Origin of the sequence: Arthrobacter gengyunqii (assembly GCF_023022985.1) — a bacterium.
Classification (GTDB): domain Bacteria; phylum Actinomycetota; class Actinomycetes; order Actinomycetales; family Micrococcaceae; genus Arthrobacter_B; species Arthrobacter_B gengyunqii.
Genome location: NZ_CP095461.1, coordinates 3,170,346 through 3,194,475, shown reverse-complemented (window position 1 = coordinate 3,194,475; position 24,130 = coordinate 3,170,346). Strand labels below are relative to the sequence as shown.

26 protein-coding genes, 1 pseudogene and 1 riboswitch are annotated in these 24,130 nt (G+C 65.5%); of the genes and pseudogenes, 15 read left to right on the top strand and 12 right to left on the bottom strand.

Translation table 11 applies throughout. The features are described from left to right. The first annotated feature begins 21 nt into the window (after positions 1–21). A complete protein-coding gene (locus MUG94_RS14735; protein ID WP_227906886.1) occupies positions 22–1,254 on the top strand; it encodes an MFS transporter in 1,233 nt (410 codons plus the stop codon). Positions 1,255–1,269: 15 nt separating this feature from the next. Here the strand turns inward: MUG94_RS14735 and MUG94_RS14730 are convergent, their stop codons facing one another. Beyond that, the gene (locus MUG94_RS14730; RefSeq protein ID WP_227906884.1) at positions 1,270–1,788 is read right to left on the bottom strand and encodes a hypothetical protein; all 519 of its coding nucleotides are present in this window, start codon (positions 1,786–1,788) and stop codon (positions 1,270–1,272) included. A 108-nt stretch (positions 1,789–1,896) separates the two neighbouring features. Next, the gene (locus MUG94_RS14725; RefSeq protein ID WP_227906883.1) at positions 1,897–2,100 is read right to left on the bottom strand and encodes a hypothetical protein; all 204 of its coding nucleotides are present in this window, start codon (positions 2,098–2,100) and stop codon (positions 1,897–1,899) included. 172 nt (positions 2,101–2,272) lie between these two features. Here MUG94_RS14725 and MUG94_RS14720 point away from each other — a divergent pair, with 172 nt between their 5' ends. The 4 genes from MUG94_RS14720 (at position 2,273) to MUG94_RS14705 (ending at position 4,912) form a co-directional block, all read left to right on the top strand. Continuing rightward, positions 2,273–2,518: a hypothetical protein gene (locus tag MUG94_RS14720; RefSeq protein ID WP_227906881.1), complete on the top strand. Its 246-nt coding sequence runs from the start codon at positions 2,273–2,275 to the stop codon at positions 2,516–2,518. A 67-nt stretch (positions 2,519–2,585) separates the two neighbouring features. Then, positions 2,586–3,314 carry a histidine phosphatase family protein gene (locus tag MUG94_RS14715; RefSeq protein WP_227906879.1) on the top strand — a complete coding sequence of 243 codons (729 nt, stop codon included), beginning with the start codon at positions 2,586–2,588 and terminating at the stop codon, positions 3,312–3,314. Further along, positions 3,298–4,182, top strand: coding sequence for an NAD(P)H-hydrate dehydratase (locus MUG94_RS14710; protein ID WP_227906876.1), 885 nt, complete (start codon positions 3,298–3,300; stop codon positions 4,180–4,182). The genes MUG94_RS14715 and MUG94_RS14710 overlap by 17 nt, the downstream gene beginning before the upstream one ends. A 1-nt stretch (position 4,183) precedes the next feature. Next, a complete protein-coding gene (locus tag MUG94_RS14705; protein ID WP_227906874.1) occupies positions 4,184–4,912 on the top strand; it encodes a CPBP family intramembrane glutamic endopeptidase in 729 nt (242 codons plus the stop codon). 46 nt (positions 4,913–4,958) lie between these two features. On the opposite strand, the gene MUG94_RS14700 is transcribed toward MUG94_RS14705, so the two are convergent. Beyond that, entirely contained in the window at positions 4,959–5,396 is a 438-nt protein-coding gene (locus MUG94_RS14700; protein WP_227906873.1) for a VOC family protein, read from the bottom strand. Between the two features lie 192 nt (positions 5,397–5,588). Between MUG94_RS14700 and MUG94_RS14695 the strand changes: the two genes are divergently transcribed. The 4 genes from MUG94_RS14695 to MUG94_RS14680 are packed head-to-tail and all read left to right on the top strand — an operon-like array spanning position 5,589 to position 9,139. Then, positions 5,589–6,800: a thiolase family protein gene (locus MUG94_RS14695; protein WP_227906871.1), complete on the top strand. Its 1,212-nt coding sequence runs from the start codon at positions 5,589–5,591 to the stop codon at positions 6,798–6,800. After that, positions 6,801–7,556: an enoyl-CoA hydratase/isomerase family protein gene (locus MUG94_RS14690; RefSeq protein WP_227890459.1), complete on the top strand. Its 756-nt coding sequence runs from the start codon at positions 6,801–6,803 to the stop codon at positions 7,554–7,556. It abuts the gene before it with no gap. Further along, positions 7,556–8,404: a 3-hydroxyacyl-CoA dehydrogenase family protein gene (locus tag MUG94_RS14685; RefSeq protein ID WP_227906869.1), complete on the top strand. Its 849-nt coding sequence runs from the start codon at positions 7,556–7,558 to the stop codon at positions 8,402–8,404. Before MUG94_RS14690 ends, MUG94_RS14685 begins: the two co-directional genes overlap by 1 nt. A 9-nt stretch (positions 8,405–8,413) precedes the next feature. Next, positions 8,414–9,139, top strand: coding sequence for a tyrosine-protein phosphatase (locus tag MUG94_RS14680; RefSeq protein ID WP_227906866.1), 726 nt, complete (start codon positions 8,414–8,416; stop codon positions 9,137–9,139). Here the strand turns inward: MUG94_RS14680 and MUG94_RS14675 are convergent. Both MUG94_RS14675 and MUG94_RS14670 read right to left on the bottom strand, forming a co-directional pair. Then, entirely contained in the window at positions 9,096–9,479 is a 384-nt protein-coding gene (locus MUG94_RS14675; RefSeq protein ID WP_227890452.1) for a hypothetical protein, read from the bottom strand. The genes MUG94_RS14680 and MUG94_RS14675 overlap by 44 nt on opposite strands. A 15-nt stretch (positions 9,480–9,494) precedes the next feature. Then, positions 9,495–9,634, bottom strand: a riboswitch (SAM riboswitch). A gap of 58 nt (positions 9,635–9,692) precedes the next feature. Continuing rightward, entirely contained in the window at positions 9,693–10,718 is a 1,026-nt protein-coding gene (locus MUG94_RS14670) for an LLM class flavin-dependent oxidoreductase (RefSeq protein ID WP_227906865.1), read from the bottom strand. Positions 10,719–10,791: 73 nt separating this feature from the next. On the opposite strand from MUG94_RS14670, the gene MUG94_RS14665 reads away from it, so the two are divergent. Both MUG94_RS14665 and MUG94_RS14660 read left to right on the top strand, forming a co-directional pair. Next, positions 10,792–11,343 (top strand): RBBP9/YdeN family alpha/beta hydrolase, encoded by a 552-nt coding sequence (locus MUG94_RS14665; RefSeq protein ID WP_227906863.1) that lies wholly within the window; start codon positions 10,792–10,794, stop codon positions 11,341–11,343. 22 nt (positions 11,344–11,365) lie between these two features. Continuing rightward, positions 11,366–12,445 carry an ATP-dependent DNA ligase gene (locus MUG94_RS14660; protein WP_227906861.1) on the top strand — a complete coding sequence of 360 codons (1,080 nt, stop codon included), beginning with the start codon at positions 11,366–11,368 and terminating at the stop codon, positions 12,443–12,445. 2 nt (positions 12,446–12,447) lie between these two features. Here MUG94_RS14660 and MUG94_RS14655 read toward each other — a convergent pair. Continuing rightward, positions 12,448–13,197 (bottom strand): annotated as a pseudogene (locus MUG94_RS14655) (SGNH/GDSL hydrolase family protein); the annotation flags it as partial. Between the two features lie 45 nt (positions 13,198–13,242). Here MUG94_RS14655 and MUG94_RS14650 point away from each other — a divergent pair. Together MUG94_RS14650 and paaZ are read left to right on the top strand one after the other, a co-directional pair. Beyond that, positions 13,243–13,626, top strand: coding sequence for a hypothetical protein (locus tag MUG94_RS14650; RefSeq protein ID WP_227906987.1), 384 nt, complete (start codon positions 13,243–13,245; stop codon positions 13,624–13,626). 314 nt (positions 13,627–13,940) lie between these two features. Continuing rightward, positions 13,941–16,037 (top strand): phenylacetic acid degradation bifunctional protein PaaZ, encoded by a 2,097-nt coding sequence (gene paaZ, locus MUG94_RS14645; protein WP_227906859.1) that lies wholly within the window; start codon positions 13,941–13,943, stop codon positions 16,035–16,037. 89 nt (positions 16,038–16,126) lie between these two features. On the opposite strand, the gene MUG94_RS14640 is transcribed toward paaZ, so the two are convergent. The 3 genes from MUG94_RS14640 to MUG94_RS14630 are packed head-to-tail and all read right to left on the bottom strand — an operon-like array spanning position 16,127 to position 18,695. Beyond that, entirely contained in the window at positions 16,127–16,765 is a 639-nt protein-coding gene (locus MUG94_RS14640; RefSeq protein WP_227906857.1) for a TetR/AcrR family transcriptional regulator, read from the bottom strand. 37 nt (positions 16,766–16,802) lie between these two features. Next, a complete protein-coding gene (gene paaK, locus MUG94_RS14635) occupies positions 16,803–18,155 on the bottom strand; it encodes a phenylacetate--CoA ligase PaaK (protein WP_227906855.1) in 1,353 nt (450 codons plus the stop codon). Positions 18,156–18,215: 60 nt separating this feature from the next. After that, the gene (locus MUG94_RS14630; RefSeq protein WP_227890443.1) at positions 18,216–18,695 is read right to left on the bottom strand and encodes a hotdog fold thioesterase; all 480 of its coding nucleotides are present in this window, start codon (positions 18,693–18,695) and stop codon (positions 18,216–18,218) included. A 221-nt stretch (positions 18,696–18,916) separates the two neighbouring features. Between MUG94_RS14630 and MUG94_RS14625 the strand changes: the two genes are divergently transcribed. Continuing rightward, positions 18,917–19,606 (top strand): DedA family protein, encoded by a 690-nt coding sequence (locus MUG94_RS14625; RefSeq protein ID WP_227906853.1) that lies wholly within the window; start codon positions 18,917–18,919, stop codon positions 19,604–19,606. Between the two features lie 24 nt (positions 19,607–19,630). On the opposite strand, the gene MUG94_RS14620 is transcribed toward MUG94_RS14625, so the two are convergent. From MUG94_RS14620 to MUG94_RS14610, 3 genes are all read right to left on the bottom strand, one after another. After that, positions 19,631–21,805, bottom strand: coding sequence for a S9 family peptidase (locus MUG94_RS14620; protein ID WP_227890441.1), 2,175 nt, complete (start codon positions 21,803–21,805; stop codon positions 19,631–19,633). A gap of 87 nt (positions 21,806–21,892) precedes the next feature. Continuing rightward, complete coding sequence (locus MUG94_RS14615) at positions 21,893–22,594, bottom strand: hypothetical protein (protein ID WP_227906851.1); 702 nt, start codon at positions 22,592–22,594, stop codon at positions 21,893–21,895. Beyond that, positions 22,581–22,973 carry a PadR family transcriptional regulator gene (locus tag MUG94_RS14610; protein WP_423724277.1) on the bottom strand — a complete coding sequence of 131 codons (393 nt, stop codon included), beginning with the start codon at positions 22,971–22,973 and terminating at the stop codon, positions 22,581–22,583. The genes MUG94_RS14615 and MUG94_RS14610 overlap by 14 nt, the downstream gene beginning before the upstream one ends. 149 nt (positions 22,974–23,122) lie before the next feature. Between MUG94_RS14610 and paaA the strand changes: the two genes are divergently transcribed. Then, positions 23,123–24,130: a 1,2-phenylacetyl-CoA epoxidase subunit PaaA gene (gene paaA / locus MUG94_RS14605; RefSeq protein ID WP_227890439.1), complete on the top strand. Its 1,008-nt coding sequence runs from the start codon at positions 23,123–23,125 to the stop codon at positions 24,128–24,130.

Genomic DNA, 24,130 nt, shown 5'->3' with positions numbered 1-24,130 from the left:
CCTGCACGAGAGGAGACCGTCATGCCAGCTTCAGCGCAATCGCCGGCGTCATCCGCGGACCTGAGATCCGGTCAGCTGAAGAACCTTATTGTTGCCACGGTGGCGTCCACGGTGGGGTTCTGGGCCTGGACAATCATCGGGCCGTTGTCCAGCCGGTACGCCACAGACATGGATCTGGGACCGGGTCAGACCTCCATCTTGGTGGCCATGCCCATCCTGGTGGGATCCGTGGCCCGCATTCCCGTGGGGGCCCTGACCGACCGCTACGGCGGCCGGATCATGTTCACCGTCATTCTGGGTGTTACCGCGCCGCTGGTGCTGCTGACCGGCATCGTGGGACAGATGGGGAACTTCCCGTTCCTGGTAGTCATTGCGTTTTTTCTGGGCATCGCCGGGACGGTGTTCGCCATCGGTATTCCGTTCTGCTCGGCCTGGTACGAACGCACCCGGAAAGGATTCGCCACCGGCGTCTTCGGCGCGGGCATGGTGGGCACCGCCGTCTCGGCGTTCTTCACGCCGCGGCTGGTCACCGCCGTCGGCTACATGGGCACCCACATCACCATCGCCGTCGTGGTGGCGGCCATGGCGGTTCTGAGCTGGCTGATTCTGCGTGAGTCACCGGCCTGGTCTGCACCCACCGAACCGGTGCTGCCGAAGATTACCCACGCCTTCAGCCTGCGCGTGACCTGGCAACTGTGCTTCCTTTACGGGGTGGTGTTCGGCGCGTTCGTGGCGTTCTCCAACTACCTGCCCACGTACCTGGGCAACGTGTACGACTATGACGCCACCGCTGCCGGAACCCGTACTGCCGGGTTCGCCGTGGCAGCCGTGATCGCCCGGCCCATCGGCGGAACGATCGCGGACAAAGTGGGTCCGAAACTGGTGACGCTCACGTCCCTGGCCGGCACCGTGGTCCTGGCCATTGTCGTTGCGCTGCGGCCGGAGGAGGAACGGGTGTACGGCACGGCGTTCATCCTGATGGCCCTGTTCCTGGGGCTGGGCACCGGGGGTGTGTTTGCCTGGGTGGGACGGGCAGCGCCGGCGCAGGACGTGGGCACGGTCGGCGGGATCATCGCCGCCGCCGGGGGACTGGGCGGCTATTTTCCGCCGCTGGTCATGGGTGCCACCTACGATCCGGCCAACCGCAGCTACTTCGTGGGGCTCATGCTGCTGGCGGCCTTCGCCGCAGTTGCGTTCCTGCTGACCTTTACAGTCCGCAACGGTGGCAAGGTGGACCAGCGCACCCGCACGTGATGGCGCGCGGCAGGCTTATTCTGCGTCGTGCACCCAGGCCGCGAGCCAGTAGGGGGAGCCGTCAGCTGTTTCCACAGTGACTTCCACGTCTTCAACCGGCTCGGCGGCCGGAGCATTGAAAGAATATGAACTGCCGGGGCTGCTGCAGGGAACGGTATAACTCCCCATACCTGCGCTGATGGACACCGAATCACCGGGGGAACAGGACGCAGAGAGGCTCAGGACCTGTCCCGCTTCCAGTACTCCGTCAAACTCATGGGTTCCGGTGCCAACGCCCTGCTCGGAAAGAACCCTCTGCCCGGAGGGAGAATAACCGTCGAATTCAATCTGCGGTGCAAGGGGTTCCGCCAGATCCGATTCTGGAGCAACAACGAAGGGGGACGGGCTTTCGGCAGCCGGCGTGGTTGCCGGCTCGGCTTCGGCTGCCCCATCTGCGGAACAACCACCGAGGGCAACAACAAACACGCAGGCCAGAAGACCGCTCACCTTTCGGGTGGCGGAGGTGCGTGCTGCGGTCGATGCACTTTCCTTCATAAAGGTTCCCATCAACGACCCTAAACACAATGACGTAAGGTGAATCAAGGTTTTTTGGAAAGTGTTGGGAGTTTATTTATCCATGCAAAGGAAACATTTTCATAAATCCTAGGCGCCGCTGTGGACCCGGGCCTGAACCCAGAAGGACCCGCCGCTGGACGTCTCCACAGTGACGAACAGATCCGGAATGTCCCGCACGAAGGCGGGATTGCTGACGCTCATGTCAAGCGGCCCATTGCCGCAGTGAAAGTTGCCGATGCCTGCGATGGCGGGGTCGGTCTTCACGTCCAGTTTTCCGCCCGGGGTGCACATGACCGCAATGGTGATGGATTCTCCCTCTCTCAGTCCACCCTCAACAACATAGCTTCCGCTGCCTGTTCCCTTTTCGGAGAGAACGAGTTCTTCCGCCGGGTACGACCGTGAATCCGGTGACAGAGGTTCATGTAAGGGTGTGCTTTCAGCTGATGCAGATGAGGGAACGGGCATGGGGGAGGCAGAAGAAGACGAAGGGACAGTGGGGGCAGGGCTGTTGGTGCTCCCGGCGGCGGTGCTGTCCGCGGGAGCCGCAGAGCAGGATGCAAGGACAACCACCCCTGAGCATGCCAATAAAGTCCGCCGTGCCCGATTCCCTGCAGAAATCCTGGAAATGTCTGTTGAGGCGTTCCAAAGCGTATTTTCCATTGTCGAGCCTAACCACATCCGCTGTGCCCAAATCAAGGACTTCGAATAATGAATCCCGGATGGTTTTTTCTTCAATTCATCTCGGCTCGATTTTGGAGCAGGGGTAGAGTCGGAGGATGGGTGCAATTGAACTGGTCCTCATCCGCCACGGCGAAAGCGCGGGAAACGTAGCTGCCACAGCGGCACACCGCTCCGGGGCCGAAGTCATCGACATTGGGCTGCGGGACGCCGACGTTCCGCTGAGTGACGCCGGTGTTCAGCAGGGTGAAGCGCTGGGCCGCTGGCTCGCCGCGCTGCCGGAGGATGAACGTCCCGAGGCCGTCTGGTGTTCGCCGTACCTGCGGGCCCGGCAGACAGCCGAGCTGACAGGCCTGCAGGACATGCGCCTGGACGAACGGCTGCGCGACCGGGAACTGGGCATCCTGGACCTGCTGACCTCAGCAGGAGTGGACGCCCGTTTCCCGGATGAAGCACAGCGGCGAAACTGGCTGGGCAAGTTCTCCTACCGGCCCCCGGGCGGGGAATCCTGGGCCGACGTGGCACTGCGGCTGCGTTCGGTCCTCCGCGACATCGACGACGAAAACGACGGAAAGCGTGTCGCCGTCGTCTGCCATGACGCCGTGATCATGCTGATCCGCTACATCTGCGAGCAGCTCAGCGAGGCCGAACTTCTAGATATTGCCGCCAGTACGAGCGTCCGCAACGCTTCCATTACCCGTCTGATGCGCCCGGAAGGAAAGGGCCGCTGGGCGCTGGAGAGTTTCAATGCCGTTGACCACCTGGAATCCGGCGGCGCACCGGTGACCGAGCATGCAGGAGATGACAACCATGTCCACCCCCGTTGAACCCGTAACTGCCGTAACTCCCGCCCTGCTGAGGGGCTGGCAGGTCAACCGTGAGGCCGCCGACAAATCCGACCGCGGCAACGTGCTGGTGGTCGGCGGCGCACGGCGTTCTCCCGGCGCTGCCATGCTCACCGGCCGCGCTGCCCTGCGTGTAGGAGCTGGCCGGCTGACACTCGCCGTAACCGAATCAGTGGCCGTGGCCGTTGCCGTGGCGGTTCCCGAATCGGGGTGCGCTCCGCTGCCCGAAGACGACGGCGTAATTTCCGGGTCCCGGGCGGGCAAGGCCATTGGGGCCGATCTGGAAACGTCCGACGTGGTGGTGGTTGGCCCCGGTCTGGACGACGCCGATTCCACCGCAGAGCTGCTCCGGAGTATTGCTCCGCTGATGAAGGATGACGCGTCGGTGGTCCTCGATGCCTACGCACTTGGCGTTCTGCCCGGTCTGCCGGAGGTGTATGAAGGCTGGGCCGGCCGGCTGGTGCTTACTCCGAACAAGAACGAAGCCGCACGTTTGCTGGACCTTGACCCCGAGGCGGACCTCGACGTGGAGCAGGCGGCCCTCGATATTGCGGCCAAATATAAGGCGGTGGTGGCGGCCCACGGGTTCATCACGGCACCGGACGGCCGGCGCTGGGAAGTTCCTTCGGGCAACTCAGGTTTGGGAACTTCCGGCAGCGGAGACGTTCTGGCCGGCGCCATCGCCGGGTTCCTGGCACGAAAAGCCAGTCCCGAACAGGCCGCCTGCTGGGGAACCTATCTGCACTCCACCGCCGGCGACCGGCTGGCCGCCGCCCAGGGACCCCTCAGCTTCCTGGCCGGGGAACTGCTGGACGCCATGCCCCGCGTCATGGCGGAGTTGACCGTCTAACGTGGCTGAGCTTCGCCGGCCGGAGTTCCTGTCCTACGCCTTTACCCGGCGCGACGGAATTGCCGGAGGGTTTTATGTGCTGTTCCTGCTGATCTTCAGTTACGCCCCGGGGCTCGGCATCCCCGGACTGACCACCCTGATTCCCGATCCGCTGCTGGCCGGCTACGTGGTGAACCTGGCGTTCTACCTTTCGGCCGGCGCGCTGGCCGCCTGGGCTTCCTGGCGGTACGCGGTGCGGGAAACCCGCATCCTGGCCACCCGGCCCTGGCTGACGCTGGCCATCATTCCGGGCGGGGTCTTTGCCATGCTGGTGCTCACCGCCGTCGCGGTGGCCTTCACCGGACCGCCCGAAACAGCTGTCAACCAGGAAGCAGTCCAGGGGCTGGTGGTGTCCCTGCCTCCGCTGCTGATCATTCCCCTGCTGGTGCTGATCGCTCCGTTTGTGGAGGAGTACATCTTCCGCCACCTGCTCATCGGCAAGCTCAGCAGGCACCTGAACATATGGGTCTGCTGCGGAATCTCCCTGGTGCTGTTCGCGGGCATCCACCTGGCCGGCAAGGAGGCGCTGACGCTGCCGGTCCTGATGCCGTACCTGGCGATGGGTGCGGTGTTGGTGGGCATCTACGTCTGGGCGGGTAACAATTTCATCCTGTCCTACGCCGTGCACGCCGCCAAGAACCTGCTGGCGGTCCTGCTGACCTACGCTGTGCCGGCGGAACTGCTGCAATAACCCTGGAAGCGCCGCAGGCCGGATTCTCTCGCCGCTGCCCGTTGGCCTAGGCGATGCAGAATTCGTTTCCTTCGGGATCGGCCATGGTGTACCAGGATGATGGCCCCTGCTGTTCCGAGTACAGGAAGGTGGCTCCGCGTGCCTCAAGTTCCGCCCGTATCACGTCCTTGTCCGCCCCGTTGATATGGACGTCCAGATGGATGCGGTCCTTTGCCGTCTTGGGCTCGGGCACGGGCTGGAAAAGGATACGCAGGCGTTCCGAGGAGCCGACCTCGCTTTCCCGACAGATCGCCGCACCGTCGCGCCACCGCCGCTGCCCTTTATGGTCAACCAGCATGTCCGGGGAAATGGTCCCCTGATCCAGCAGGGAATCAATCATGGCCTGGTCCAGGGGTTCAACGACCCAGCCCAGCGTTTCCGCCCACCAATCAGCCTGCTCATGGGCGTTTTCGCAGTCCACGCATATTTGAATGTTGAAGCTCATGCCCGAAGCCTAGCCCCGCGAACCGCCGGCTGCGGATGATCCTGCGGACTTTCTGTCCGCAGGAGCCGTCCGTCACCTAAGGCCGGTCACATTGACCGCGGTACGCCGCCGTGCAATTCTTTACAGAACGAATGGTCAGTAAATGCTGCCCGGCCAGCGTCGGCCGGCGGCACACAGACAGTGGGAGCAGACATGACTGAAGCGTTTCTCGTGGGCGGAGTGCGGACCCCGGTGGGCAGATACGGGGGCGCGCTGTCCAGTGTCCGGCCCGATGACCTGGCGGCACTGACGCTGCAGGAACTGGTGGCGCGCGAGGGACTGGACCCCGCCGTCGTCGACGAAGTCATCCTGGGCAACGCCAACGGTGCCGGCGAAGAGAACCGGAACGTAGCACGCCTCGCAGCGCTGCTCGCCGGGTTCCCCAGCGACGTTCCCGGCATCACCGTGAACCGGCTCTGCGCCTCCGGGCTGTCCGCCATCATCATGGCCTCGCACATGATCAAGGCGGGAGCCGCGGACATTGTCATTGCCGGCGGCACCGAATCCATGAGCCGCGCGCCCTGGGTCACCGAAAAGCCCACCAAGGCCTTCGCCAAGCCCGGTGAAACCTTCGATACCTCCATCGGCTGGCGCTTCGTGAACGAACGCTTTACCTCCGGAGAACTCTCCCGCGACGGCAAGATGACGTACTCCATGCCGGAAACCGCAGAGGAACTGGCCGCCGTGGACGGTATCTCCCGCGACGACGCCGACGCGTTTGCCGTCCGCTCGCATGAGAATGCGCTGGCCGCCATTGCCGCCGGACACTTCAAGAACGAAATAGTTCCGGTCACCGTCCGCGGCCGCAAGGGCGACACCGTGGTGGATACCGACGAGGGTCCGCGCGAGGGCACCACCGCTGAGGTGCTCGCCAAGCTGCGTCCCGTGGTCCGGGCCGGCGGCATTGTCACCGCCGGCAACTCCAGCACACTGAACGACGGCGCCTCCGCCATCATCGTGGCGTCCGAGCGCGCCATCCGCGAATACGGTCTCACCGCCCGGGCCCGGATTGTCGACGGCGCCTCCGCCGGAGTGCCGCCGGAAATCATGGGCATCGGTCCGGTCCCGGCCACGCAGAAGGTCCTCGCGCGCAGCGGCGTGAAACTTGCCGACGTCGGCGCCTTTGAACTGAACGAAGCCTTCGCCACCCAGTCCCTGGCCTGCATCCGCCGGCTCGGTGTGAACGAGGACATCGTCAACAACGACGGCGGCGCCATTGCCCTGGGCCACCCGCTGGGATCCTCCGGCTCCCGGATAGCCATCACCCTGTTGAACCGGATGGAACGCGAGGGTGCTTCCCACGGCATCGCCACCATGTGCGTCGGCGTCGGCCAGGGTACGGCCATGCTGATCGAGGCCGTGTAAATGGGCAACGATTACAGCTCCTTCACCACCCTGCAGATCACCGAGGGGAACGGGCGCGTCACCGCGGTCCTGAACCGGCCGGAAGTCCGCAACGCCATTGATTCCGCCATGGTGGACGAGCTGCACGTACTGTGTGCCGATCTGGAAGAGAACCCCCGGATCCTCATCCTGGCCGGAAGCAACGGGGTGTTCGCCTCGGGGGCGGATATAGCCCAGCTGCGGGAACGCCGCCGCGACGACGCCCTGCGCGGCATTAACTCCACCGTGTTCGCCCGGATCGCCAAGCTGCCCATGCCCGTCATCGCTGCCCTGGACGGCTACGCGCTGGGCGGGGGAGCGGAGCTGGCCTTCGCTGCGGACTTCCGCATCGGCACGCCAGGACTGAAGATCGGCAATCCGGAAACCTCGCTGGGGATTCTGGCCGCTGCAGGTGCCGCCTGGCGGCTGAAGGAACTCGTGGGCGAGCCGCTCGCCAAGGAGATCCTGCTGGCCGGACGCGTGCTGACGGGGGAGGAAGCGCTGGCGGCCCGCCTGGTCACGGAACTCGCCGCTCCCGAGCAGCTGCTGAACGCCGCGCACGCCCTGGCTGACCGGATCGACCGCCAGGACCCGCTGGCGGTCCGGCTCACCAAAACAGTTTTCGCCGCCCCGGCGGAGGCCCACCCCGTCATTGACACCCTGGCGCAGGGGATTCTGTTTGAATCGCAGGCCAAGTTTGACCGCATGTCGGCGTTTCTTGAGAGGAAGAAAAAGTAATGGCAGTTCCCTCCACGGTAGGCGTGCTCGGCGGCGGTCGGATGGGCGCAGGCATTGCCCACGCTTTCTGCACGGCCGGAGCAACAGTGGTGGTGGTGGAGCGCGACGACGACGCTGCCTCCGCCGCCCGTGACCGCGTCGCCTCAGCGCTGGCCAAGAGCGTTGAGCGCGGCACCGTCACCGAGACCATCGGGGACCTGACCGCGCGCCTGTCCGTGTCCACAGACTATGCGGCCTTCTCCGGAGCCGGATTGGTGGTGGAAGCGGTGCCTGAAGATTTTGGCCTGAAGTCGACGGCCCTGGTTGCGGTCGAGGAACAGCTGGGATCCGAGGCCTGGCTGGCCTCGAACACATCCTCGCTGTCCGTATCCGAGCTGGCGGAAAAGCTGCAGCGCCCGGAACGGTTCTGCGGCCTGCACTTTTTCAACCCGGTGCCTGCCTCCACCCTGATCGAAGTGGTGCTGGGCAAGCAGACCTCCGGGGAGCTGGCCGAGGCGGCCGCCGCCTGGGCGCAGGACCTGGGCAAGACCCCGGTGGTCGTGAACGATGCCCCAGGCTTTGCCAGTTCCCGGCTGGGAGTGGCCATTGCCCTGGAAGCCATGCGCATGGTGGAAGAGGGCGTGGCCTCGGCAGAGGACATCGATGCGGCCATGGTCCTGGGCTACAAGCACCCCACGGGTCCGCTGCGGACCACAGACATTGTGGGCCTGGACGTGCGGCTGGGCATCGCAGAGTATCTGGCCTCCACGCTGGGTCCCCGGTTCGAGCCGCCGCAGATTCTGCGGGACAAAGTGGCCCGAGGCGAGCTCGGCCGCAAATCCGGCAAGGGCTTCTTCGACTGGTCCTAGAAGGGCATGATGGGCAACCGAGGAGTGGAGTGGGAGGGCGCCGCCAACGCCCGTGACCTCGGCGGCATTCCCCTTTCCGGCGGAGGGGCCGTGGCGCCGCGCCGGATCTTCCGGATGGGCCGGTCCGAATGGCTGACGGAAAACGGCTGGCGGCAGGCGTACGACGACGGCGTCCGCACCGTCATCGACCTCCGCAACGACGTGGAGCAGGGCCGCCGGGACACCGACCCGGAAGTGAGCCCCGACGCCGCCGCAGGCATCACGTTCCTGACCCGGCCCACCCAGGAAGCGAACGACCCCGACTTCACCGCCTTGTGCGGCCCGTACATGGACTCCCCGCGCTACTACCGGGAAAACCTGCGCCGCTGGCCGGAGAAGATCGCCGCCGTCGTTGAGTCCATAGCGGAGGCCGGCGACGGCGCGGTGGTGATCCACTGCTCGGCCGGCCGGGACCGCACCGGGCTCATTGCCATGCTGCTGCTCCAGCTGGCCGGGGCATCACCGGAGGCCATTGCCGACGACTATGAGCAGGCAGTCCGCGGCATCAACGCGTTCCATGCCACTCAGGTGCATCCGCGCGAAAAGCCGCTGACTCCCGAGCAGGAAGACGCCCGGGTGGCCGACGGACGGCGTGAACTGCTCCGCGCCCTGGACGGTTTTGACGCCGAACAGTACCTGCGCTCAGCCGGGCTCAGCCCCGCTGAGCTTGGGCGTCTTCGGAGTCGTTTGCGCTGAGCCGTTTACAGGGATGGACCCTTTCCGGCGTCGCCAAGTAGAAAAAAGAGCGCCGGGCGGGGCTGTCGAAGCCTCCGGGCACCAGCAACGATGAATAGCGTGCGCACCACTGCGCCTGGCCGTTGGAATGGGCCAGCGCCTGCGCCAGGGAAGGCAGGTCATGGAACCACATCAGCTGCTGCTCGCCGTCTACCACCAATTGGATCAGGTCCAGATCGAGATCGACATAGGCCTGGGCATCCACCCAGTCATCGTAAACAGCCAGGCGCTTGCCGTGAATCAGGTGGACGTTGTGCCCGGGGGTGTAGCTGATGCAGCGGGTGTCACTGGAGATGCTCACAGTGTGTTCCTTTACAGGTTGTCCTTGCCTGCGCCGGGCGGCGTCAGGCCGCTTCGTCATCCGAACCACCCGCCGAACAATGGGGTTGGTGTGAGGCCAGTCGGAGCTTTTACGTGCCCGGATTCCTCCGGGCGCGTTGGCCACCTCTCGTGAAGCTGTCACCACCTTAGCGTATGCCGGTGACAGCCCGGAACCTGCGCCGGACGGGAAACATCACCGCCAGCCGGCCGCGGGGGCGACATGCTTCACGATGTTCTCCAGCAGCTGCACGTTGTAGTCCACGCCAAGCTGGTTGGGAACCGTCACCAGAAGCGTGTCCGCAGCCTGAACCGCGGTGTCGGCGGCAAGCTGGGCGGCAATGACATCCGGTTCGCCGATGTAGCTCTTGCCGAACCGGGCCAAGCCACCGTCGAGCCGTCCCACCTGGTCGCGGCCCTCGGCCTGCGCGCGCAGGCCGAAATACCGGCGGTCGGTGTCGGTCACCAGCGGAATGACGCTGCGGCTGACGGACACCCGCGGAGCTCCTTCATGCCCGGCGTCGGCCCAGGCCTTGCGGAACACCGCAATCTGCTCCGCCTGGAGTTCGTCGAAGGGCACGCCTGTGTCCTCCGTCAGCAGGGTGGAGCTCATCAGGTTCATGCCCTGCTCGCCGGTCCATTTGGCCGTCGCCCGGGTGCCGGAACCCCACCAGATCCGTTCTGCCAGGCCGGGGGACTGCGGATCGATGGCCAGCGCGTCGGAACTGCCGGTCATCATCGGATCCGCGTTCGCCAGGCCTGCACCGGCAATCGCCGCCCGGAACACCAACGTGTGCTTGCGGGCCTCATCCGCATCGGTGCTATCCCCGGTGGGAACGTAGCCAAATGCCTCATAGCCGCGCAGCGCGGGCTCGGGTGAACCGCGGCTCAGCCCCAGCTGCAGCCTGCCGCCGCTGATCAGATCCGTGGCCGCCGCTTCTTCGGCCATGTACAGCGGATTTTCGTACCGCATGTCGATCACCGCCGTGCCCAGTTCAAGCCGGTGAGTCCGGGCAGCCATGGCGGACAGCAGGGGGAACGGTGCAGCGAACTGCGGGGCAAAGTGATGGACCCGCAGGAAGGCTCCGTCAATGCCCACTTCCTCGGCCGCCACCGCCGTTTCAACGGTCTGCAGCAGGGCGTCGCGGGCGGTGCGGACAAAAGAACCCTGCACGTCGCGGTAATGTCCAAAGGACAGGAAACCGATCTTCTTCATGTTCATTCACAGCACCGGTTTCCGAGCAGATATTCCCGGTTGCCGGCTCCTCGGCGCCATTGGATGAGAGGCGAACAGCATGCACCTGACCATGGTCCCCGGGATCGGCGGTTCCAATGACGAGCATTGGCAAAGCCGGTGGCAGGACGGTGCGGCGGACGTGTCCCGGATTTCGCCGTCGTCCTGGGATGACCCGAACCTGGAGAACTGGATGGGTGCGCTCGACGACGCCGCCGGCTCCCGCGGCGGCGACACCATCCTCGTGGCCCACAGCCTGGGCTGCCTGGCCTCTGCCGAGTGGCTGCTGCGCAACCCCGAAGGCGCCCGCGGCGTGCTGCTGGTGGCTCCGCCCGATCCGGCCGAGCCTGCCTTTCCCGACACAGCGGGCTCCTTCCGGGACCCGCGGCTGCAGCCGCTGCCGGTGCCCGGACTGCTGATCGCCAGCGAGAATGATCCGTACTGCACGCTCCCGGGAGCACGGCTGCTGGCCGGAGCCTGGAATGTCCCCGTGATCGACGCCGGCCCGCTGACACACATCAATGACGAAAGCGGCATCGGCGACTGGCAGCAAGGGCGGAACCTGCTGACGGCGTTTGCCGCGGGCCTGGGTGCCGTCGTTCCCCTCGACTGAAAAGTCGGGTAAGAATGGGCGCATGAAACTTCCGGTAATGCCGCCTGTGGCTCCCATGCTGGCCAAAGCCGTGACCGCTCTGCCCGAGGGTGAATACTCCTATGAACCCAAGTGGGACGGCTTCCGCTCCATTATTTTCCGCGACGGGGATGAGCTGGAGATCGGCAGCCGAAACGAAAAACCGATGACCCGGTACTTTCCGGAACTGGTTGAGGCGCTCAAAGCCAACTTGCCCGAGCGCTGCGTGGTGGACGGCGAGATTATCCTGATCAGCGAATCAGGGAAGCGGCTGGACTTTGAGGTCCTGCAGCAGCGCATCCATCCGGCAGCCAGCCGGGTGAAGCTGCTGGCCGAGCAGACACCGGCGGCCTTTGTTGCCTTTGACCTGCTGGCGCTGGACGACACCGATTTCATGGACCGACCGTACGCGGAGCGCCGCAGTGCGCTGGAAGCCGCGCTTGCCGACGCCGACGCACCCGTTTATCTGACCGCCCGCACCACCGATCCGGGCACCGCGCAGCGCTGGTTCAGCGAGTTTGAAGGTGCTGGCCTGGACGGCATCGTCGCCAAGCCCCTGGCGGATTCCTACCAGCCGGGCAAACGCACCATGGCCAAGTACAAGCACGAACGGACCGCGGACTGCGTACTGGCCGGCTACCGGGTGCACAAGTCCAGCCCCGACGCCGTCGGCTCGCTTTTGCTGGGTCTCTACAACGACGACGGTGAACTTACCAACGTGGGGGTGGCCGGAGCGTTCAGCATGGCCCGGCGGCGTGAACTGTTCTCGGAACTGCAGCCGCTCGTCTCGGATTCGGCGGACCACCCGTGGACGGCGGACAAACAGGACGCCGGGACGCGCACGCCCCGCAACTCCGAGGGCAGCCGCTGGAGCGGCGGCAAGGATCTCTCCTTTGTGCCGCTGCGGCCCGAGCGCGTAGTGGAGGTCAAGTACGACCACATGGAGGGAGAACGGTTCCGGCACACCGCGCAGTTTCTGCGCTGGCGGCCGGACCGCTCACCGGACTCGTGCACCTACGGCCAGCTGGAGGAGCCGGTGAAATTTGACCTCACGGAAGTGCTGAGCGCGCCGGCGGGAAGCTAGCTTTAACCGCGGCCGCGGCAGTGTCCCCGGCCGTTCTGGCCCAGCCGTTCCACGTCCACTGCGGCGGTAATGGCGGCGAAGTACCCCTCGCTGTACCCGGTGGCCGTGGGATGCAGGGCAAAGGGGCCGTCCGCAAGGATCCAGGGGTCCGGTGAGCCGATGCCGTGGCCGGCAAAAGCTTCGGTCACGTCCACGAAGGTGCCGTCGCCCACTTGCCCCGCGACAACGGCGTTCAGCGCATCGGTTCCGGCGTTGAACAGGGTCTGGGCCTCCACGCTGAGAAGGCCAGGGGTGCTGGCCTCGAACAGGTGCGGGTAGCCGGCCACCACCAGTTCTGCCCGCGGTGCAGCTTCGCGGATCTGGGCAAAGCTGGCCTGCAGCTGGGGAACGACGGCGGTCTCCGCGAAGGCCTGTGCCGCAGCCAGTGCGGGGGCGCAGGTCTCCGGCAGCGCCGCTCCGGCGCAGGCAGCCACTACGGAGCCGAACTGCACGTCATTGCCGCTAATGGTGACGGTGACCAGATCGGTCTGCCGGTTCAGCAGATCGGCGGAGACGGCGGTGGAGATCTGCTCAGGCAGGTCCACGGGGCCTGCGGGCGGGGCCGGGTCGGTGGTCAGCGCCGTGGCTCCGGCGCAGGACTGATCGCTGTCCAGCTCCACCCGCGGCAGGGCATCCAGCAGGGTCGGATAGCCCTGGGCCGTGCGGCGGCAGGCGTCCAGCAGCGGGCCGCCGCCGAACCCTGAAGCGTAGGAATCTCCGAACGCTACGTAGTCGACCGTTCTGTCCTTGCCATTCCCGTGACCCCCGCCATTGCCGTGACCATTGCCGCCGCCACCGTGACCGCCGCCGTGTCCGCCTCCATTGCCGTGACCATTGCCGCCGCCACCGTGACCGCCGCCGTGTCCGCCTCCATTGCCGTGACCATTGCCGCCGCCACCGTGACCGCCGCCGTGTCCGCCTCCATTGCCGCGGCCTTTTCCATGACCATAACCGCCGTAACCGCCGTAGGACTGGGCCTCCTGTCCGGAGCCGGAACCGGACACGGTTTCCGCCGCGGAAGCTGGCACGGCAGCCACCGCCGAGGACAACACCCCGGTCAGGCCAAGCAGCATGGCGCCAACAAGGCCGCTGTGCCGCAGCCGGGCGGGCCGCTTGGATTTGCCCGAAGGGCCGGGGGATGACGGAGGTGAAGCTGCGGCCGGAGTCTGGAACTCGTGCATGATGCTCCTTCAAGGGTGCGGGTGTGCGCTCCAACGTAGTCCTGCGCAATCTCCGCAGGACACGGTGGACAGGGCATCCGAGTGCAGAACGGGTAGATTTCCGGTGACCGACACACAGGGTGTGCTGCGCCACATCCTGCTGTAGGCTAATTCCTATTACTGAACGTCCGGTCAGTTATCCGGTGGGGATGGTCTGCTGACCTGCCGCCGGAGCAGGCGCGGACAGGGCCGGACCGCCGGTCCCGATCAACATTTTTCGAAAGGGCCAGTCAACGATGACCTCCACAGCCATAGACGTCCGGGTAGTCCCCAGCTACGTTCGGGATTCCTGGTGGACACCGGAACGCTCCGAGCTCTCTGCCGCAGGTTCGGCCGAGGTCCGCGACGCCAGCACCGGCGAGACGCTGGCCCTGGTCAGCACAGCGGGTCTGGACCTGGCTGCCGCCGTCGAGCATGCGCGCACCGTGGGCCGCAAGGGGCTGCAGGCGCTCACTTTCCACCAGCGTGCGCTCAAGCTCAAGGAGCTGGCCACCTACCTCAACGCCCACCGCGACGAGCTGTATGAGGTGTCCGCGCGAAGCGGCGCCACCCGCACCGATTCCCTGGTGGATATTGACGGCGGCATCGGCGTGCTCTTCACATTCGGGTCCAAGGGCCGCCGGGAACTGCCCAACTCCACCGTGCTGGTGGACGGTCCTGCGGAGTCGCTGTCCCGCGACGGGTCCTTCCTCGGCGAGCACATCTACACCTCGCTGCCGGGCGTGGCCGTGCAGATCAACGCTTTCAACTTTCCGGTCTGGGGGATGCTGGAGAAGCTCGCCCCGGCCTTCATTGCCGGCCTGCCCAGCATCGTTAAGCCGGCCACGCCCACCGGCTACCTGACCGCGGACGCGGTGAAGCTGATTATCGATGCCGGCATCCTGCCAGCTGGATCCCTGCAGCTGATCTCCGGTTCCGCCCGGGACCTGCTCGACCACCTGGACTACCGCGACTACGTTTCCTTCACCGGCTCTGCCTCCACAGCCGAGCTGCTGAAATCCCATCCCAACGTCGCCGTTGGCGGGGTCCGCTTCACCTGCGAAACCGACTCGCTGAACGCCGCCATCCTGGGCCCCGACGCCGTTTCCGGCACCCCGGAATTCGATGCCTTCGTGAAATCCCTGGTCACCGAAATCACCGTCAAGGCGGGCCAGAAGTGCACCAGCATCCGCCGCGCGATTGTTCCCGCCGGGCTGGTGGATGACGTCGTTGCCGCGGCCGCGCGGCGCATCGAGCAGCGCGTGGTGCTGGGCGATCCCCGCGCCGAGGGCGTCACCATGGGCGCCCTGGCCTCCACCGAACAGCTTGAGGGGGTGCGTTCCTCCGTCCAGACCCTGCTCGACGCCGGCGCTGCCCTGGCCTACGGTTCCCTGGAAGCGCCGGAAGTTGTTCGGGCTGACGGCACCCGCGGCGTGGCGGACAGTGGAGCGTTCATGGCTCCCATCCTGCTGACCTGGGCCGATGCCGAGGCTGAGGCGCTGCACTCGGTGGAGGCGTTCGGTCCGGTGGCTTCGGTGATCGGTTACGACGACGCCGCTGACGCCGTGCGCCTGGCTGCCCGGGGCGGGGGATCACTCGTGGCCACTGTGTGCACCAATGATCCGGACACCGCCCGCGAGCTGGCCCTGGGGATCGCCGCGCACCACGGCCGGGTGCTTCTCCTGAACCGCGAGGACGCCCGCAGCTCCACCGGCCACGGCTCGCCCGTGCCGCACCTGATCCACGGCGGACCCGGCCGCGCCGGCGGCGGTGAGGAGCTGGGCGGAATGCGCTCGGTGCTCCATCACATGCAGCGCACCGCCGTGCAGGGGTCCCCGAACATGCTCACCGCCCTCACCGGCGTCTGGCACACGGGTGCGGATCGGAACTTCGGCACCCATCCCTTCCGGAAGGACCTCTCCGAACTGAAGATCGGCGACTCCGTCCGCTCCGACCTGCGCGAGGTCACACTTGAGGACATCACGGCGTTCGCCAACAGCACGGGGGATACCTTCTACGCGCACACTAACCAGGCGGCTGCCGAGGCCAATCCGTTCTTCCCCGGGATCGTGGCCCACGGGTACCTGCTGCTGTCCTGGGGTGCCGGCCTGTTCGTGGATCCGGAGCCCGGTCCCGTCCTGGCCAACTACGGCCTGGAGAACCTTCGCTTCATCACGCCGGTGGCCGCAGGAGACTCCATCCGGGTTACCCTCACCGCCAAGAAGATCACGCCGAGGGAGACCGATGAATACGGCGAGGTTGCCTGGGATGCGCTGCTGACAAACCAGAACGACGACGTCGTGGCCACCTACGATGTGCTGACCCTGGTGGAGAAGAACCGCAGCGCCGACTGATCCGGTCCCAGGGACACGGGCAGGACAGGCCAACAGGAAGAGGCCGGCGGATCGAAGGATCCGCCGGCCTCTTCCTGCGCCGGAGCGGGTCAGGACCTTGAGTGCAGCCCGTCAAACATGATCGAGATGACGTCATCGGCCAGCTGGTCCGGGGAAATGGGCCCGCCCGGCTTGTACCACTCGACAATCGAGTTGATCGTGCCGAACAGCAGGCGCGTGGTGGTGCGCGGATCAATGTCGCTGCGCAACGATCCTTCGGACCGTGCCGCGTCCACGAGCTTGGCCACCCGGTGGTCGAATTCCCGGCGCCGGGCCAAGGCATCGCGTTCAATCTCGGTGTTGCCGCGCAGGCGCAGCAGCAGCGTCACGAACGGCAGGCGCTCGGTAAGGACCTTGATGGTCCCGCGCAGCACAAACTCCAGCTGCTCATCCGCGGGACCGGTGGAGGCACGGGTATCGTCCAGTACGGCCTCCAGCCCGCCAAGCGCGTTCTCCAGCGCAAGGCGCAGCAGGTCCCCCTTGGACGGCACATGGTGATAGATCGCTGACTTGGTGATGCCCAGATTTTCCGCGAGGATCCCCATCGACGTTGCCTCATAGCCGTGTTTGTTGAAGACGTCCACGGCAATGGCAAGCACTGACTGCTGGTCGTATCCCGGGCGGCCACGGCGGTTGGCAGCCGAAGCCTCCCCGGCGGCTGAGGCGGCGGCGGCTGGTGTTGAAGGCATGGGTCCTATTTTCTCACGACCGTTCGGCAGGGAACGCTCAACTCTGGACCAGGCCCGCTTCGGCGGCCCGCAGGTCATAGATGCGGCGGAGCTTGCCGCTGGAGCGGCCCAGGGTTCCGGGTTCGGCCACCTGCACCGAGCAGGAAGACCCGACATGGATCTTGATCTGCGCCCGCAGTTCCGCGGCGGCGGTTATGCATTCGTCGGAGGTCGAGTCTTCGCGCCGTTCAATCTTGACCGTGAGCTCGTCCATGCGGCCCGGGCGCGTGATCTCCAGCTGGAAGTGCGGGCTCAGCGCGGGGATGCGCAGGGCGATCTCTTCGATCTGGCTGGGGAACAGGTTCACGCCGCGCAGGATGATCATGTCATCGCTGCGACCGGTAATCCGGCCCATGCGGCGCATGCCGGGGCGTGCGGTGCCGGGCAGCAGCCTGGTGAGGTCATGGGTGCGGTAGCGGATGATCGGCAGGGCCTCCTTGGTGAGGGAGGTGAAGACAAGCTCGCCCGGTTCACCGTCACCGAGCACCTTGGTGTCATCGAACGGGTCGATGATTTCGGGGCGGAAGTGGTCCTCCCAGATATGCGTGCCGTCCTTGGACTCCACGCACTCTCCGGCCACGCCCGGCCCCATCACTTCGGACAGGCCATAAATGTCACAGGCGTCCAGGTCCATGGAGACTTCCAGCTCGTGGCGCATTTCTTCAGTCCACGGTTCCGCGCCCAGCACGGCGTTCTTCAGCGAGGTGGACCGCGGATCGATGCCGGCGGACCGCATGGCGTCGGCGATGGTGAGCAGGTAAGTGGGGGTGCACAGGATGGTGTCCGGCTGGAAGTCGGTGATCAGCTGGATCTGCCGTTCGGTCTGTCCGCCGGACATCGGAATAACCGTGCAGCCGAGTTTCTCGGCGCCGGCATGGGCGCCCAGACCGCCGGTGAACAGGCCGTATCCGTAGGCATTGTGGACCTTGTAGCCCGGTTTTACTCCGGAGGCGCGCAGTGACCGTGCCACCAGCGTGCTCCAGCGGTCCAGATCACCGGCGGTGTAGCCGACGACGGTGGGCCGGCCGGTGGTGCCCGAGGAAGCATGGATCCTTGCCACCTGGTCCTGCGGCACGGCAAACATGCCGAACGGATAGGTTTGGCGCAGGTCTTCCTTGGTGGTGTACGGGAACTTGGCCAGGTCCGAGAGTTCCCGAAGGTCCTCGGGGTGGACGCCGGCGTCGTCGAACTTCTGCGTGTACAGGGGCACGCGCTCGTAGGCGTACTTGACCGTGTGCTGCAGCCGGGTCAGCTGCAGGGCTTCAATTTCATCGCGGCTCATCCGCTCTTCGGGATCAAGCGCGGCCGGGTCTGCCGCGGTGGACTTGAGCGGTGCGGGGAAGGAAATCATGGAATGCCCTTTGGATTGGAACGTCATTGTCAAGAAGGAGGCGGGGCGCAGCTGAGCCGGTCAGCTGCGGGAGCGGAAAGCGGGGTTCGGCACCGCACGGGACCGGCCGCGGAATTCCGCGATCACCCGGCTGCTGCCGTCGGGGCTGGAAGCCGTGACCTCGACGTCGTACACGCCGCTGCGTCCGGCGGAAGCCCGGTGTCCGGCCACTGCCCGAAGGGTTTCACCGGGGAGGGCTGAGGAAATGAAGCTGATGTCAGCGCCTGAGGCGACGGTGATCAGTTCCATGTCGGAGAGGCTGGCGGCGGACGGATTGCAGGCCAGGGCGAAGGCGGTGTCCGCGAAGGCGAAGACCATTCCGCCGTGGGCCATGCTGAATCCGTTGAGCATCTCGGGGCGCAGCATCATGGCGATGGTGGCTTCCCCCGGGGCCAGATGCTCCACGGTGAGTCCCAGCCAGCGCGCCGTGGCGTCGTGCTCCAGGATCGAATGGTCCAGCCCGTGTTCCTGCGCCTGAGCGGCGACATCAATGTCAGCCATGAGAGCCTCTCGCTTTATTTACCGAATGTTCATTAGGTAATCCTGTGAGGGCTATCACTGTCAAGCGCGTGTCACGGAAGCGTCATCTGGTTGCCGAAGCTGTTTATGCCGTTGCGCGACACACCGCCCCGGGCTGGCGTACGTTGGGAAGGTGGTTTTCAGAACGGTGGATTCATGCGGGGCTGTTGCCGCCGCCAGGCGCAGGGCCCTGAGTATTTGGGGTGGCTGTGCTTCCTGACTGGCTGGATCCGCAGGTCTTCCTGGCGGATCCAGCGCTGGGGCCCTGGGTGGTGCTGGTGGTCTGCGGCATTGTGTTTGCCGAAACCGGGCTGCTGGTGGGGTTCTTTCTGCCCGGGGACACACTGCTGTTCACTGCCGGGCTCCTGGTGGCCGCCGGAACGGTGCACATCAACATCTGGGTGCTGGGGCTGCTGATTTCCCTGTCGGCATTCCTGGGGGACCAGTTGGGGTACTGGATCGGCCGGCGGGCCGGGCCTGCGGTGTTTTCCCGCCAGGATTCACGGGTTTTCCGGCGCGAGAACGTGGACCGCGCCGAAGCGTTCTTTGCCCGGCACGGTGGAAAGGCGATCACTCTGGCCCGGTTTGTGGGCATCGTGCGGACTTTCACTCCGGTTGTGGCCGGGGTGGGCAAGATGAACTATTCGGCCTACGTGGCCTTCGATGCCGCGGGTGCATTGCTTTGGGGGACAGGGCTGACCCTGTTGGGCTACGTCCTGGGGGACCGGTTCCCGTTTATCCGAGATCATCTGGACCTGATTGTGGTGGGCGTTGTGCTGCTGACCGTGGTGACCATTTCGCTCACGCTGCTCCACCAGAACAAGCGCCCCAAGCGGAACAAAAGGGCCCCCGGACGTCCACTGAACAGACCGGCGCCGGAACCGGGCGACTAAACGCCCGGCTCCCGGCGTCCGCTCCTACTTAGCGGGGGCGGCGGACGGAATCGGCTCTGTGGCGCCGAGGGCGTCCAGCACAAACGCGTAGTCCCAGGCCCGGTCCTTCCAGGCCTCGTAGCGGCCCGAAGCGCCGCCGTGCCCGCCGTCCATCTCGATCTTCATAACAATCGGTTCCGAACCGGTGGTCACCTCGCGCAGCTTGGCCACCCACTTGGCCGGCTCCACGTAGAGCACCCGGGTGTCATTGAAGCTGGTCACAGCAGCAATGCGCGGATAGTCCACGGCCCGGATGTTCTCGTACGGGGTGTATTCCTTCATGTACTTGTACACCTCGGGATCGGTGATGGGATTGCCCCATTCTTCCCACTCCAGCGCCGACAGCGGCAGCTCAGGATCAAGGATGGTGGTCAGGGCGTCCACGAAGGGAACCTGCGCCACGATCGCCTTGTACTTCTCCGGCGCCAGGTTGGCCACGGCGCCCATCAGCAGTCCGCCCGCCGATCCGCCCATGGCCGCGATCCGGGACGGATCCACCCAGCCTGAGGACGCCATGTAATCGGTGGCGTCCACAAAGTCGGTGAAGGTGTTCTTCTTGTTCAGTTTCTTGCCCTGGTCGTACCAAGTGCGTCCCATTTCGCCGCCGCCGCGGATGTGCGCGACGACGAAGATGACGCCGCGGTCCAGCAGGGACAGGCGGGCCACGCTGAACGCCGGATCCATGCTGATTTCGTAGCTGCCGTAGGCGTAGACCAGCGCAGGGTTTGTTCCATCCTGCTTCAGCTCGGCCCGGCGCAGCACGGACAGCGGAATGCGTGCACCGTCGGCCGCCGTGGCCCAGGCCCGCTCCGCAACGTACTCGGCCGGGTTGTAGCCGCCCTTGACCGGAGTTTCCTTGCGCAGCTCCAGCTCGCCCGTGGCCAGCACATAGTCATAGACGCGCGGCGGGGTCAGGTAGGAGGTGTAGCTGAGCCGGATGATGGGGGAGTCGTACTCCGCGTTGGCCAGGTTGGCCGTGTAGAGCTCTTCATCGAAGGCCGGTTCCACGGGATCGCCCTGCACCTCGGTGCCCAGGCCCTCCAGGGGCAGCACCTGCACGCGTTCGGTGGTGTCCTTGCGGACCGAAACGATGACGTGCGTCTTGGTGACGGCCGCACCGTTGACGCGCACGGCGTCGTCGTGCGCCACCACGGTGTTCCAGTGCTGCTCCGCCAACGGAAGGGCAAAGTCGCTCTCCGCCACGAGGGAGAGCATGGAGTTCAGTGCATCCTTATTGTGCGTGATCAGGTAGTGGCGCTCGCCGGCGATGGTGACGGGTTCGGCCTCGTAGAGGATGCGTTCGCTGCGCGGAATCAGCGTCCGGACCTCGCCCGCGGGATCCTCGAAGTCCAGGACCCGGTACTCGGAGTATTCGGAGTTGCTGATGCCGATCAACAGCTGCCTGCGGTCCGCGGAGAGGTCAAAGCCGGTCCACATGGCGACGTCGTCCTCCTGGTAGATGACGACGTCGTCCTCCACCTGGGTGCCGAGGGTGTGCGCCTTGATCTGGTACGGGCGCCAGGAATCGTCCACGACCGTGTAGAACACCCGGGTGCCGTCGGGGGAGAAGGCGAGCGAGTAGAAGACGTTGGTGACCTCGTCCGGCAGCAGTTCGCCGGTGCGCAGGTCCTTGATCCGCAGAGTGAAGCGCTCGTCGCCTGCGTTGTCCTGCGAGTAGGCCAGCAGGTTGCCGTCCTCGGTCACAGCCAATCCGCCGAGGGAGAAGAAGGGTTTGCCTTCGGCCTCTGCATTGCCGTCGATCAGGATCTGCTCGCCGGGCACCGGAACGCCGGGTTCGACGACGGGTGGAGTCCAGTCGGCGTCCAGATCGCCGGTGTCCTGGGCAGCGGTGCGGCAGTGGATGGAATACTGCTTGCCCTCTTCGGTCCGGGAGTAATACCACCAGCCCTTTTTGCGGGCGGGGACGGACAGGTCGGTTTCCTCGGTGCGGTTCTTGATCTCGTCGAAGATCTCCTGGCGCAGCTTTTCCTGGTCGGCCGTGACCTCTTCCATGTAGGCGTTTTCGGCCTTGAGATGTGCCACGACGTCGGGGTTTTCCTTCTCCCGCAGCCACTCGTACTCGTCAACGAAGGTGTCTCCGTGGTGGACGCGCTCGGTGGGAACCTTTTTGGCAACGGGAGGATGGGAGGAAGTAGTCATGTCCCGAATATATCGACACCGTCCGGACGGGCGAAGAACCCCGCAGTGTTTATGCTCGCGGCTTACCGGTCCGGTCCGGTCCGGGGATCAGGTCCGGAGCAGGAACCAGGCTGCCATCGCGGCGGCTGCCAGGAAGAGCATCCAGTTGGCGAGGACTTCCAGCAGGGTAATGCCGAAGGATGAGGACGGTGGGCCGGCCATCGGATCCACCAGGGGATCCGGCGCCGCACCCTTCCGAAACTGTCCCCAGAGTGAAGTGGACAGCAGGACCAGCCCGCCGATCAGGGCGGTGGGCACCGCAGGGAGCGTGAAGAGTACGGTGTCCTTCGCGAGCACTGCCATCAGGACCTGCAGTGTGAAGACCACCATCAATCCGGCGGCGGGACGCCAAACCGGTCCGCGGATGAAGAAGCCCAGGAGCCAGGGAGCGCAGGCGGCAAGGGCCAGGCCGGTCAGTATAAGGAGCAGGCCGGGAAGGGTTACATCAACAGCAGCATCCGTGGAACTGACCGCGGCCGCCACTGCAAAGAAGCCGAGCAGCCCCAGACAGGTGGGAACCAGCAGTGCTGCCATGCCTGAAAGCGACGCCGGGTTGCGGGGCAGATCCAGGCTTTCGGCGTAGGCCCGCGCGGATCCGAATACCTCGATGGGAGTCCCGCCGGAGTCAGCCAGGAACTCGCGGGCGGACGCCACGGCGTCCCCGATGGCGTCCCCGGGGACGTCCTGCAGCCGCAGTTCGACCACGAGGTCGTCAAACCAGTGTTTGGTGGCTCTGTCACTGGTTTCCATTGGTGCCCCTTTCAGGGAAGTCTTCGTCCGGGTTGGTGTCATGCGGTTCCCGGTGATCAAGAAAGCTGGTCACCGTGCCGGCAAAACGGGCCCACAACTCGTGCTGGTCTGCCAGCTCCCGCCGGCCCAGGCTGGTCAGGGAGAAGTACTTGCGGCCCGGCCCGCCGTCACCGGCACGCCACTGGACGGTGACCCAGCCGGCCGATTCAAAACGGGTCAGCAGCGGATACAGTGTTCCGCCCTTGACGGCGCCGAGGCCCTGCTCCTCCAGTCGGGAGGCGATGGCGTAACCGTAGGTGGCGCCGCCGTCGAGCGCTTTGAGGACACAGAGCCCAAGCGTTGCCCGCATCCAGTCGCTGGGCCAGGAAATGTTCTGCACGGCTAAATACTCTCACCAACTAGTTTGTCTGTCTATCTAGTGCCGTCATCTTGACGTGGCCTTCGTCACGCCTATATCCTGACCGAACGGTCGGTAATGATTTGTGCGCTTCAGCACCCGGCTTCTTTCCGCACAGTGAGGTGACAGATATGTCGATGCATACCGATGCTTCTCCAGGACTCCAGTCCGTTCCGGCAGCTGGCTCCGGGTCAGACGACTCCGGCCCCGAGGCCTACTTTGAGCAGCTGCTGGCAGAGGACTCGCGGATTGAACCGCGCGACTGGATGCCCGAGGCCTACCGCAAGACCCTGGTCCGGCAGATCTCCCAGCACGCGCATTCCGAGATCATCGGCATGCAGCCTGAAGCCAACTGGATTACCCGCGCGCCCTCCCTCAAGCGCAAGGCCATCCTGATGGCCAAGGTCCAGGATGAGGCCGGGCACGGCCTCTACCTGTACTCGGCTGCGGAGACGCTGGGAACGCCGCGCGAAAAAATGACCGAGGACCTGATTGCCGGCAAGGCCCGGTACTCCAGCATCTTCAACTACCCCACCCTCAGCTGGGCGGACATGGGAGCGATCGGCTGGCTGGTGGACGGCGCTGCCATCTGCAACCAGGTTCCGCTGTGCCGTGCGTCCTACGGCCCCTACGGACGTGCGATGGTGCGCGTCTGCAAGGAAGAGTCCTTCCACCAGCGTCAGGGCTTCGAGATCCTGCTGGAACTGGCGAACGGCACGGAGGCGCAGCGGGAAATGGCGCAGGACGCCATCAATCGCTGGTACGCACCGTCGCTGATGATGTTCGGCCCGCCGGATGACGATTCGCCCAACTCCAAGCAGTCCATGGCCTGGAACATCAAGCGCTTCTCCAATGATGAACTGCGCTCCCGTTTTGTGGGCATGATCGTGGAGCAGGTCAAGGTCCTGGGCCTGACCCTGCCGGATGACTCGATCCGCTACAACGAGGACACGCAGCAGTGGGAGCACGCTCCCCTGGACTGGAACGAGTTCAAGGAAGTCCTCGCCGGACGCGGGCCCTGCAATGCGCAGCGCCTGGCCCGCCGCCGCGAGGCACACGAAGACGGCGCCTGGGTGCGCGAAGCAGCCGCCGCGTATGCAGCAAAGCAGGCAGCGGCACACAAGACAGAGGTGGCTTAG

Bases quoted from the DNA above. Each gene is read 5' to 3' on its own strand.
- MUG94_RS14725 (WP_227906883.1), bottom strand. From the start codon at position 2,100: ATGTGCACCCCGGGCGGAAAACTGGACGTGAAGACCGACCCCGCCATC.
- MUG94_RS14630 (WP_227890443.1), bottom strand. From the start codon at position 18,695: ATGGCTGACATTGATGTCGCCGCTCAGGCGCAGGAACACGGGCTGGAC.
- MUG94_RS14665 (WP_227906863.1), top strand. From the start codon at position 10,792: ATGCACCTGACCATGGTCCCCGGGATCGGCGGTTCCAATGACGAGCAT.
- MUG94_RS14640 (WP_227906857.1), bottom strand. From the start codon at position 16,765: ATGCCTTCAACACCAGCCGCCGCCGCCTCAGCCGCCGGGGAGGCTTCG.
- MUG94_RS14615 (WP_227906851.1), bottom strand. From the start codon at position 22,594: ATGGAAACCAGTGACAGAGCCACCAAACACTGGTTTGACGACCTCGTG.
- paaA (WP_227890439.1), top strand. From the start codon at position 23,123: ATGTCGATGCATACCGATGCTTCTCCAGGACTCCAGTCCGTTCCGGCA.
- MUG94_RS14685 (WP_227906869.1), top strand. From the start codon at position 7,556: ATGGCAGTTCCCTCCACGGTAGGCGTGCTCGGCGGCGGTCGGATGGGC.
- MUG94_RS14660 (WP_227906861.1), top strand. From the start codon at position 11,366: ATGAAACTTCCGGTAATGCCGCCTGTGGCTCCCATGCTGGCCAAAGCC.
- MUG94_RS14690 (WP_227890459.1), top strand. From the start codon at position 6,801: ATGGGCAACGATTACAGCTCCTTCACCACCCTGCAGATCACCGAGGGG.
- MUG94_RS14715 (WP_227906879.1), top strand. From the start codon at position 2,586: ATGGGTGCAATTGAACTGGTCCTCATCCGCCACGGCGAAAGCGCGGGA.
- MUG94_RS14680 (WP_227906866.1), top strand. From the start codon at position 8,414: ATGGGCAACCGAGGAGTGGAGTGGGAGGGCGCCGCCAACGCCCGTGAC.
- MUG94_RS14695 (WP_227906871.1), top strand. From the start codon at position 5,589: ATGACTGAAGCGTTTCTCGTGGGCGGAGTGCGGACCCCGGTGGGCAGA.
- MUG94_RS14730 (WP_227906884.1), bottom strand. From the start codon at position 1,788: ATGAAGGAAAGTGCATCGACCGCAGCACGCACCTCCGCCACCCGAAAG.
- paaZ (WP_227906859.1), top strand. From the start codon at position 13,941: ATGACCTCCACAGCCATAGACGTCCGGGTAGTCCCCAGCTACGTTCGG.
- MUG94_RS14720 (WP_227906881.1), top strand. From the start codon at position 2,273: ATGGGGGAGGCAGAAGAAGACGAAGGGACAGTGGGGGCAGGGCTGTTG.
- MUG94_RS14735 (WP_227906886.1), top strand. From the start codon at position 22: ATGCCAGCTTCAGCGCAATCGCCGGCGTCATCCGCGGACCTGAGATCC.
- MUG94_RS14700 (WP_227906873.1), bottom strand. From the start codon at position 5,396: ATGAGCTTCAACATTCAAATATGCGTGGACTGCGAAAACGCCCATGAG.
- MUG94_RS14710 (WP_227906876.1), top strand. From the start codon at position 3,298: ATGTCCACCCCCGTTGAACCCGTAACTGCCGTAACTCCCGCCCTGCTG.
- paaK (WP_227906855.1), bottom strand. From the start codon at position 18,155: ATGATTTCCTTCCCCGCACCGCTCAAGTCCACCGCGGCAGACCCGGCC.
- MUG94_RS14670 (WP_227906865.1), bottom strand. From the start codon at position 10,718: ATGAACATGAAGAAGATCGGTTTCCTGTCCTTTGGACATTACCGCGAC.
- MUG94_RS14620 (WP_227890441.1), bottom strand. From the start codon at position 21,805: ATGACTACTTCCTCCCATCCTCCCGTTGCCAAAAAGGTTCCCACCGAG.